Below are 8,475 nucleotides of genomic sequence, written 5' to 3' on the forward strand. Positions count from 1 at the left end.
CCAGCCAGAGGGCGATGAGGAAGCTGAACAGCCAGGGATCGCTCATGCCAAGACCGGTGATCACCACCGCCGCCATCGCCCCCATCAGGCTGCCAACCACCCGCCCCAGACTCTTGCTGATCACCCCGCCCACGGTGGGAAAACTCACCACCGCAGCCGAGCTCATCGCCCAGTAGGGGGAGTCGAGCTGCAGCACGAAGGCCAGCCAGAGCGACAGGCACATGGCCAGCGCATTGCGCAGGGCATAGCGCCACTGCCCCCCTGTCGCCTTCCCCCAAGGGGTGCGCAGCCAGAACGACTCGCTCACCCTACTCGCCAATGGTGATGGTGCAGGTGGTACCGGCGATCAGCGTCACGTCCGCCGGCACATCCAGCAGCTTGATCCGCACCGGCACCCGCTGGGCCAGCCGCACCCAGGGCACGTTGGGTTTGACGTCGATCAGCAGGCCGTTGCCGCCATCGACACTCTGATCGTGGATGGCGCGCCCTATGCTCTCCACCTCGCCGCGCAACCGCTGCTCACCGCTGTAGAGGACCACCTCGGCCGGTTTGCCCGGCGCTATGTGGCCAAGCTTGGTCTCTTCAAAGTAACCCTGCACATAGAAGGAGTGAGTATCCACCAGCGCCACCAGTGGCACGCCGGCGCTGGCATAGTTGCCGACCCGGGTCTGCAGGTTGGTGATGTAGCCATCGCTCGCGGCATGCACCCGGGTCTTGGCCAGCGACCACTCCGCCTTCTCCAGATTGGCCTGCGCCACCTGATAGGCCGCCTGCATCGCCTGGGCATTGAGGCGCGCCTCGTCCATCGTCTCGGCGGAGATGACGCTGCGCGACAGGCCGCTGCGCCGGTTCGCCTCGTGCTCGGCCTTGTCGAGATCCGATTTCGCCTTGGCCAGCGCCGCCCGGGCATTATCGAGGGCAATCCGGTAGGGCTCGGGATCCAGGGTAAAGATCTCCTCCCCCGCCTTCACCAGCTGGTTGTCCTTCACCGCTATCTTGATGATCTTGCCCGACACCTCGGGGGTGATGCTGACCAGCTCGGCGCGGACCTTGCCATCCCGGGTCCAGGGCCCCTGCATGTAGTAGTTCCACAGCCACCAGCCCGCCGCCAGCGCCAACGCGCAGACCAGCAGGGTGGAGAAGTATTTGAGGGTCGCGAGAGGTGATTTAGCCATGTAACAGCATCCATAGAGCGCCGCTGACGGCGAGGATAAAGAGGGAGAGATCCATCAGCAAGGGGTGCCAGACATCCCCGCCATAGAGCCAGTCACGCAGCAGATGGTGCACCGGCAGCCAGCAGAGCAGGCCGAGCAGCACCGCCTTGAACAGCGGCGGAAAGTAGAGAGAGGCGCCCAGTACCAGATCTGGCAGCGCAGAAGGAGTTGTCACAAACGTGCTCCCTGTTGGCAGTGAAGTTCAGAAGAGTCAGGCCATCCCCTGCCCCGGGCGAGGCAAAGTGAACAGGCCGCTAAAGATTAACACTGCCCCGCAGGGCGCAACAGGAACATATGAGCCCCTTTTGTTCAGACCTGTCGATCCGCTGGGTGATGCACACCATCGCGCGTCGGCACCTCCTCCAGCTCGAACGGGTTGACCCCCTCGAGGCAGGCGAGGTTGTAGCCATACTCGGCGGGATTGGAGCGGCGCTGATGGTGGGTATAGATGCCGCAGATACTGCAGAAGTAGTGTTTGGCGGTGCGGGTATTGAACTGGTAGCAGCGCAGCACCTCCTCCCCTTGCAGAATGCGAATGCCGGACAGCGGCACCGAGGCGACGATGGCCCCCCGGCGTCGGCAAAGCGAGCAGTCGCAGCGGCGCGGATCCACCACGCCATCCGGCAGGGTCAGCTCCAGCACCACGGCACCGCAGTGACAGCTGGCCTTGTGTTTCTCTTGAATCGGGGTATTGCCGATGCGCTTGATCATCCTGCCTCCTTGCAGACGGGTTCACTTCCTCAGATGTCAATCAAACAGGGTATCGCGCCGCCCCTGCAGCAAGTGCTCATGGAGGGTGCGCAACTGGGAGGCCACTACCCGATGGCGGGAGAGCGGGGGCAAATTGTCGATAGGGAAGTAACCTGCGCCTTGTGTTTCTTCGGTCTCACCCAGCAGCTGACCGCCGGTCACCTCGCACAGGAAGAAGGCCTTGTGGGCGTGAGGCAGCTGGGGCGGATGAGGGTGTTTTAGCTTGTCGAACAGGGCCAGCAGCTGCACCGGCCGACACGCAAGGCCGGTCTCTGCCACTACTTCGCGTACCACGGCATCCGCCGGCGAGTCGCCGATATCGCACCAGCCACCGGGCAGAGTCCAGCAACCATCGCTGCGCTCCTGAACCAGCAGGAGGTGACCCGCATCGTTTTGAATGAAGGCCCGCACATCGAGCTTGGGGGTGGGATAACCGTTATCGAGGGCAATCCAGTCGCTAATGGCTTGCGGCGCCAGCTCGCTCTGGCTGGCGATAAGGGCCACTGTGGCCGCTCGCAGCGCCTCGAAACGGCCGATATCGAAGGGATCGTTGGAGTAGGTGAGGCCCGATTGCGCCGTGGCCAGTGCCTGTTCCAGAAAGGCGGCCAACGGCGGTTGCATGATTAAAGCCCGAGGAAACGGATGATTTGGGCGGGGTAGCGCTCGAACGCCACGAAGGCGTGGTTGCCGCCGCACTCCAGCGAGAGACGGGCGAAGCGGTACTCGTCCAACGCCTTGCGGTAGTCGAGCACCTCGTCCTCCTGCTGCTGCAGCACCCAGAGCCGATCGGGTGCTGTCACAGGTACCGCCAGCGCCCGCAGCTCGTCCATATGTTCAGGCAGCAGCTGATACTGCTCGTCTGTGTAGGGGTTGGTCTGAGGGCCGAGGTAGTCGCAGAGCAGCTCGTGGGGGCGCACCGCCGGATTGATCAGTGCCGCGCGGCAGCCGTAGCGTTCGCTGACCCGGGTCGCCATAAAGCCGCCGAGGGAGCTGCCCACTGCGCCGAGCTTGAATTCACTGCCATAGCGGCTCTGCAGATTGGCGATGGTCTGCTCGATGGCCGCCCAGGCCGCCGCCGGGGTGTTGGGCTGGGCCGGGATCACCACCTCGATATCGGGTCTGTGCTCTGCCACCCAGGCAGCCATCTGCTGCGCCTTGGCTGAACCGGGCGAGGAGTTGAAACCGTGCAGGTAGAGGAGAACGGGCTTCATGACGACTCCTCAATAACCGGTGGCATTGGGGTCGGGCACAAACTGCCCCACCGGCAGACGCCACACCTGGCTGGCGATACGACCATCCGGGTAGAGGGTGAGATAGCGCCAGCCCGGGCCGGACTCGTCCAGCGCGAAGCCATCAGAGAGAGGTTTGAACTGGATGCAGGTCGATGGGCTGGCGATCAGCCGCACGCCGCGGTGCACCTCGTCAAACTCCTGATGGACGTGGCCAAACAAAATGGTCTTCTGCTGCGGATGACGGGCCAGCACGGCAAACAGATCGTCGGCATTCTTGAGATTGTGCTGATCCAGCCAGGCACAGCCCACCGGCACCGCCTGATGGTGCAGGGCGATGAGAGCGTGGCGATCCGGATATTGACGCAGGGCGCGGTCGAGCGCTTCCAGCTGGTGATCGCCGATCATGCCGTGGGGTTTGCCACGTACCTGGGTGTCGAGCAGGATCACCTGCCAGTGGTCACCCACCAGCTGCTTGGATTCGCTGATCCCGGCGGCATGGAGCTGCTCGGTCATCAGGGGACTGTCATCGTGGTTGCCGGGCAGCCAGTAGATGGGGCGACCAAGAGGCGCCATCATGGAGGCGAAGCGCTGATAGGACTCCGGGCTGTGATCCTGCGACAGGTCGCCGGTCGCCAGAATCACCTCGTAGGGATGGTCGTTGGCCTGCACCCGCTCCAGCACCGCAGCCAGACTCTCGGCGGTGCGTACAGCCAGCAGCCGACCCTCGGCACTGGCAAAAAGATGGGTATCAGTAATTTGCAACAGGCGCACACTGCCGTCCTGCGCCTGGGGGAGCTCTGTTTCCAAAATCACGCTTCTTTATATTTGTTCAACTGGAGATATTGATCGGACTGGTACCATGTCTGAGACAAAATTTTAGCCACTCGGCCAGAAACAGATTTACCTGCTCCTTTTCATCCCGCTGGTGCATCTTTTTATTGGGATAATCATAACGTGGTTGCAAACGGGAAATCTGTTGCGCTGCACACACTTCCGCCATCCGCACATCATGATACAAACGAATCTCTATTTGAGCCTGTAAATATTCGGGTAATTCGGGGTTGTGCTGACTCAAAAGAACCTGAGTTGTGAAGCGGCTCTCACCACAAATGGTGAGCTGGAACTGCAGGTCATTGCCGACCCGATAGCGGCGCTCGGCTCCCACCTCCCCTTCCGGAGGCAGCAGCTTCATCAGCGCCATATAGTTGACCTCGCAGGTACGCTGCAAGGACATCAGATCAGGCACATAGCGCCTGCTCTGTTGCAAGGTCAGCGCCACCTCAGCGATCCGCCAGCCAGCGGGCACGCAGCTCGCCATGGTTGAGGGCCAGCCACTGCAGGGCGATGACCGAGGCGGCGTTGTCGATGCGCCCCTCTTTGAGCCAGGCATAGGCCTGCTCGCGGCTCACCACGTGCACCCGGATATCCTCGCCTTCATCAGCCAGACCGTGCAAACCGCTCGCCTTGCTGGCATCCACCTCGCCCACATAAACCTCGATCCGCTCGGTGCTACCGCCCGGGCTCACCAGATAGCTGATGGCGTGCTCACAGCGGTCAACCTCGATCCCGGCCTCTTCCACCGCTTCGCGGCGCACCACCGCCTCGGCGGTCTCCCCTGGGTCTATGATGCCGGCCACCAGCTCCAGCAGCCAGGGGGTGGAACAGGTCTCCATGGCACCGATGCGGAACTGTTCCACCAGCACTATCTGGTCGCGCACCGGATCGTAGGGGAGCAGTGCGGCAGCATGACCCCGCTCGAACAGCTCGCGGACGATGGGCTGGTTCCAGCCACCGGCAAATAACCTGTGCTGCAGGCGATAGACGTTCACCTTGAAGAAGCCGTTATATCCAGCTGATTTTTCAATGATTTTCACATCATCAGCGGCATAGTGCCGATCTTGTGGCAAGGGTTGCTGCGACATCCGGGACTCCCGTCGGCTTGACTTGAACCAGTTTGACCATAAAATCCGAGGAACATGAATGAACATTCATTCACTCGGCGTGCCATGGTTGCCATGGTAATGAGGGGTGGATTTTAGCAGCCACAGACCATTTGGCTAGGCACGCGGGGAGAAAACTGCCGCTGGTTCTTGACGTTCCCGTTACCGGACCGAAGACTCTTAGCATTAAATTTTGCTTATAGTAGAGTGATTAAGCTGCAATCAAGCTTGGTTGATGACAATATTTGCCCTCTCCAGCAACCGTTTTGGGTTACTACATAAGGTTAAAACGATCTATGAAAAGAACACTTTTGTCCGTCATGGTGTTGCTGGGCGTCAGTGCCGGTGCCCACGCCGAAAACCTGCTCGATATCTACCAGCAAGCACAGATCAAAGATCCGCAGTTGCTGCAATCCAAAGCGGTTCGCGACCAGGCCTTCGAGAAGATCAACGAATCTCGCGCTGCGCTCTTGCCCCAAATCAACCTGGGTGCCGGTCTGAACTACCTGCAGAACAAGAATGATACCCAGACCAACAACAAAGCCTCCGGTTCTATCTCGCTGGATCAATCCATCTATCGTCGCAGCAACTGGGTCAATCTGGATCTGACCGAGAAGGGCGCTACCCAGTCCGATGTTGCCTACAACCTCGAAGTCCAGAACCTGATGGTGCGCAGCGCCACCGCCTATTTCAACGTGCTCAAGGCGATGGATACCCTGGAATTTGTCCGCGCCAACAAGGTTGCCGTGGAGCGTCAGCTGGAACAAACCCAGCAGCGTTTTGAGGTGGGTCTGACCGCCATCACCGACGTTCATGAAGCCGAAGCTTCCCGCGACCAGGCGCTGGCCGACGAGATCAATGCCGAGAACACCCTGGACAACAGCTACGAAGCCCTGCGCGAGCTGACCGGTGTCGATCACCGCAATCTGGACATCCTCAATACCGAGCGTTTCAGCCCGCAGAAGACCGCCTTCGGTTCTGACAAGTGGCTGGAGCTGGCGCTGGACAAGAACCTGCAACTGCACAATGCCCGCATCGCCAAGGACATCGCCAAGGAGCAGATCGATCTGGCCAAGACCGGCCACGAACCGACTCTGGATCTGGGTGCCGGCCTGCAAACCAGCAATACCGATTACAAGCTGGATAGCATTCAGAGCGGTGGCAATGACAATCAGGCCAATATCGGTCTGACCTTCAAGCTGCCTCTCTACAGCGGCGGCGCCACCACTTCCCAAGTGAAGCAGGCCCAGTTCAACTACGTGGCGGCCAGCGAACTGCTTGAGAAGAACTTCCGCTCGGTACAGAGCACTGTGCGCTCCTCCTACAACAACGTGAACGCCAGCATCGGCTCGGTACGCGCCTACAGCCAGTCAGTAGTCTCCGCCGACAGCGCCCTGAAGGCGACCGAGGCAGGCTACGAGGTGGGAACCCGCACCATCGTCGACGTGCTGGACTCCACCCGCAAGCTCTACGAAGCGAAGCAGAAGCTCTCCGAGGCCCGTTACAACTACATCCTCAACATCCTGAGTCTGAAGCAGGCTGCCGGTGTGCTGGAAGCGCAGGATCTGGTGGAAGTAAACCAGGGTCTGATGCCTGCCACCGCAAAAACCAAGACCAAAGCCTGATAGCCGATATCGGGAATGAAAAAGGCGACCTTGTGGTCGCCTTTTTGTTATCCGTGTTTCTGTCGGCTTGATCCTGCCGATAGTCAGCCCCGCCAGATTACGGGGCCAGCAGCGCATTAGCCGCGCTCGCGAATCGTCTTGATGATGTCGGTAGTGGAGCAGCCATCTTCGAAGTTGAGGACACGCACCTCGCCACCATTGGCAGTCACTTCGGCGTAACCGGCAATATCTTCCGGCTTGTAGTCGCCGCCCTTGACCAGCAGGTCGGGCAGGACCTCGGCGATCAGGCGCTGCGGGGTATCTTCACCGAACGGCACTACCCAATCCACCGCGCCCAGCGCAGCCAGTACAGCCATGCGACGCTCGGTCGGGTTGACCGGACGACCCGGCCCTTTCAGACGGCGAACCGACTCATCGGTGTTGACCGCCACGATCAGGCGATCCCCCAGCTTGCCGGCGTTGGCCAGATAGGAGACGTGGCCGGCATGCAGGATGTCGAAGCAGCCGTTGGTCATCACCACTTTTTCACCGCGCAGACGGGCGGCACGAACCGCCACTTTCAGCTGGGCTTCGGACATGACGCCGAAGCCGGTCTCTTGCTCGGTATAGAGGGCGTTGGCCAGCTCGACCGGGCTAACGGTAGAGGTACCCAGCTTGCCGACCACGATACCGGCTGCGGTATTGGCCAGCGCACAGGCTTCGTCCAGGCTCTTGCCAGCGGCCAGCGAGGTAGCCAGAGTGGAGATGACGGTATCACCGGCACCGGTCACATCGTAAACCTCGTGGGCCTGAGCCGGCAGATGCAGCTCCGGCTGACCTTCGCGGATCAGGGTCATGCCGTTCTCGGAACGGGTGACCAGCAGGGCATCCAGCTCGAAGCGCTTGACCAGATCCAGCCCCTTGGCGACCAGCTCCTCTTCGCTCTTCACCTTGCCCACTACAGCCTCGAACTCGGACATGTTGGGGGTCAGCAGGGTGGCGCCGCGATACTTCTCGAAGTCGGTTCCCTTGGGATCGACCAGCACCGGAATGCCGGCGGCGCGGGCACGCTGGATCATGCCGGGCACATCGTTGAGGGCCCCCTTGCCGTAGTCGGAGAGGATCATCACATCACTGTTTGGCAGCGCCTGCTCGACCTTGCTCACCAGCAGGGTGGAGTCGACAGCGTGGAACCCCTCTTCGAAATCGAGGCGCAGCAGTTGCTGGTTGCGCGACAGCACGCGCAGCTTGGTAATGGTCGGGTAGTCGGCCAGACGAACGAAGTCACAGGCGACCTTGACGCCGGCCATCTGGCCAGCCAGGGCATCGGCAGCCTCGTCCTGACCGGTCAGGCCAAGCAGCACGGCATGAGCGCCAAGGGCGGCGGAGTTGAGGGCCACGTTGGCGGCTCCACCCGGACGCTCCTCAATGTGTTCAACCTTGACCACGGGCACCGGTGCCTCGGGCGAGATCCGGCCGGTGGGGCCATGCCAATAACGGTCCAACATGACATCGCCAACGACCAGGACGCGGGCTTTTTCAAACTCGGGCAGGGTGATCTTCATCTGTATCGACTCTCAAAACCTGAAAAATCAGTCGCCGATTTTATCACACTCTTTTATTTGAGGGAGAAAAAGCAAACCTGTGGTTTCCATTAAGAACGCGGCAGGAAACCCATACTTACCCTCGCGCCACACGGACAAGACACAAGCAGCCCCTCTGACCAGCAGATAGC

General features: G+C 60.8%; 11 protein-coding genes. 1 reads left to right on the forward strand and 10 read right to left on the reverse strand.

What is annotated here, in order from left to right:
* The 9 genes from AACS24_RS21940 to nudF form a co-directional block, all read right to left on the reverse strand.
* Window positions 1-307: FUSC family protein (locus AACS24_RS21940; RefSeq protein ID WP_375124018.1), on the reverse strand; the 307-nt coding region annotated here is incomplete at its 3' end.
* Window position 308: 1 nt separating this feature from the next.
* Window positions 309-1,175, reverse strand: coding sequence for an efflux RND transporter periplasmic adaptor subunit (locus AACS24_RS11405; RefSeq protein ID WP_005343109.1), 867 nt, complete (start codon window positions 1,173-1,175; stop codon window positions 309-311).
* Complete coding sequence (locus tag AACS24_RS11410; protein WP_033113020.1) at window positions 1,168-1,410, reverse strand: DUF1656 domain-containing protein; 243 nt, start codon at window positions 1,408-1,410, stop codon at window positions 1,168-1,170. The genes AACS24_RS11405 and AACS24_RS11410 overlap by 8 nt, the downstream gene beginning before the upstream one ends.
* 113 nt (window positions 1,411-1,523) lie before the next feature.
* Window positions 1,524-1,925, reverse strand: a complete 402-nt coding sequence (locus AACS24_RS11415) for a GFA family protein (protein WP_108570747.1) — start codon at window positions 1,923-1,925, stop codon at window positions 1,524-1,526.
* 36 nt (window positions 1,926-1,961) lie between these two features.
* Window positions 1,962-2,585, reverse strand: a complete 624-nt coding sequence (locus AACS24_RS11420; protein WP_108570748.1) for an NUDIX hydrolase — start codon at window positions 2,583-2,585, stop codon at window positions 1,962-1,964.
* A 2-nt stretch (window positions 2,586-2,587) separates the two neighbouring features.
* Window positions 2,588-3,175 (reverse strand): YqiA/YcfP family alpha/beta fold hydrolase, encoded by a 588-nt coding sequence (locus AACS24_RS11425; RefSeq protein WP_033113017.1) that lies wholly within the window; start codon window positions 3,173-3,175, stop codon window positions 2,588-2,590.
* 9 nt (window positions 3,176-3,184) lie between these two features.
* Window positions 3,185-4,003, reverse strand: a complete 819-nt coding sequence (gene cpdA / locus AACS24_RS11430) for a 3',5'-cyclic-AMP phosphodiesterase (RefSeq protein WP_033113016.1) — start codon at window positions 4,001-4,003, stop codon at window positions 3,185-3,187.
* A gap of 22 nt (window positions 4,004-4,025) precedes the next feature.
* Window positions 4,026-4,514, reverse strand: a complete 489-nt coding sequence (locus tag AACS24_RS11435; protein ID WP_156853645.1) for a DUF1249 domain-containing protein — start codon at window positions 4,512-4,514, stop codon at window positions 4,026-4,028.
* On the reverse strand, window positions 4,477-5,118 hold the full coding sequence (nudF, locus tag AACS24_RS11440) for an ADP-ribose diphosphatase (RefSeq protein ID WP_108570749.1): 642 nt from the start codon (window positions 5,116-5,118) through the stop codon (window positions 4,477-4,479). Before nudF ends, AACS24_RS11435 begins: the two co-directional genes overlap by 38 nt.
* A 314-nt stretch (window positions 5,119-5,432) precedes the next feature.
* Here nudF and tolC point away from each other — a divergent pair, with 314 nt between their 5' ends.
* The gene (gene tolC / locus AACS24_RS11445) at window positions 5,433-6,761 is read left to right on the forward strand and encodes an outer membrane channel protein TolC (protein ID WP_181364156.1); all 1,329 of its coding nucleotides are present in this window, start codon (window positions 5,433-5,435) and stop codon (window positions 6,759-6,761) included.
* Window positions 6,762-6,877: 116 nt separating this feature from the next.
* On the opposite strand, the gene hldE is transcribed toward tolC, so the two are convergent.
* On the reverse strand, window positions 6,878-8,305 hold the full coding sequence (hldE, locus tag AACS24_RS11450; RefSeq protein ID WP_108570751.1) for a bifunctional D-glycero-beta-D-manno-heptose-7-phosphate kinase/D-glycero-beta-D-manno-heptose 1-phosphate adenylyltransferase HldE: 1,428 nt from the start codon (window positions 8,303-8,305) through the stop codon (window positions 6,878-6,880).
* Between the last annotated feature and the right edge of the window lie 170 nt (window positions 8,306-8,475).

Origin of the sequence: Aeromonas sp. HMWF016, from assembly GCF_963878195.1 — a bacterium.
GTDB lineage: Bacteria > Pseudomonadota > Gammaproteobacteria > Enterobacterales > Aeromonadaceae > Aeromonas > Aeromonas lacus.

Excerpts from the sequence above, each read along its gene's own strand:
- AACS24_RS11405 (WP_005343109.1), bottom strand. The coding sequence starts at position 1,175 with ATGGCTAAATCACCTCTCGCGACCCTCAAATACTTCTCCACCCTGCTG.
- AACS24_RS11415 (WP_108570747.1), bottom strand. The coding sequence starts at position 1,925 with ATGATCAAGCGCATCGGCAATACCCCGATTCAAGAGAAACACAAGGCC.
- AACS24_RS11420 (WP_108570748.1), bottom strand. The coding sequence starts at position 2,585 with ATGCAACCGCCGTTGGCCGCCTTTCTGGAACAGGCACTGGCCACGGCG.
- AACS24_RS11425 (WP_033113017.1), bottom strand. The coding sequence starts at position 3,175 with ATGAAGCCCGTTCTCCTCTACCTGCACGGTTTCAACTCCTCGCCCGGT.
- AACS24_RS11435 (WP_156853645.1), bottom strand. The coding sequence starts at position 4,514 with ATGGCGAGCTGCGTGCCCGCTGGCTGGCGGATCGCTGAGGTGGCGCTG.
- nudF (WP_108570749.1), bottom strand. The coding sequence starts at position 5,118 with ATGTCGCAGCAACCCTTGCCACAAGATCGGCACTATGCCGCTGATGAT.
- tolC (WP_181364156.1), top strand. The coding sequence starts at position 5,433 with ATGAAAAGAACACTTTTGTCCGTCATGGTGTTGCTGGGCGTCAGTGCC.
- hldE (WP_108570751.1), bottom strand. The coding sequence starts at position 8,305 with ATGAAGATCACCCTGCCCGAGTTTGAAAAAGCCCGCGTCCTGGTCGTT.